Origin of the sequence: Quadrisphaera sp. GCM10027208 (assembly GCF_042658805.1) — a bacterium.
Lineage (GTDB): Bacteria > Actinomycetota > Actinomycetes > Actinomycetales > SCSIO-59966 > SCSIO-59966.
Genome location: NZ_JBHSRC010000026.1, coordinates 1 through 507 on the forward strand (window position 1 = coordinate 1; position 507 = coordinate 507).

The window sequence follows — 507 nt, forward strand, 5'->3', positions numbered from 1 at the left end:
GCTGTTCCCTCCCTGGCATCCTGCGCTTACTCATAGTTTTTTTGGCTGTAACCGGTAGTGGAGCCAGAATTGAGGGCAATTTGTCACCCTATCCTGAGGGTAGTTTGTCACACTAGATTTTCCCCCTCTTCCCGGGTAATGGTGCCAACTTACTGATTTAGTGTATGATGGTGTTTTTGAGGTGCTCCAGTGGCTTCTGTTTCTATCAGCTGTCCCTCCTGTTCAGCTACTGACGGGGTGGTGCGTAACGGCAAAAGCACCGCCGGACATCAGCGCTATCTCTGCTCTCACTGCCGTAAAACATGGCAACTGCAGTTCACTTACACCGCTTCTCAGCCCGGTACGCACCAGAAAATCATTGATATGGCCATGAATGGCGTTGGATGCCGGGCAACTGCCCGCATTATGGGCGTTGGCCTCAACACGATTTTACGTCACTTAAAAAACTCAGGCCGCAGTCGGTAACCTCGCGCATACAACCGGGCAGCGATGTGATTGTCTGCGCTG

1 pseudogene is annotated in these 507 nt (G+C 52.1%); it reads left to right on the forward strand.

The window, feature by feature from the left end:
* Positions 1–189: 189 nt before the first annotated feature.
* Positions 190–507: pseudogene (locus ACFP6A_RS14430) on the forward strand (IS1-like element IS1A family transposase); the annotation flags it as partial.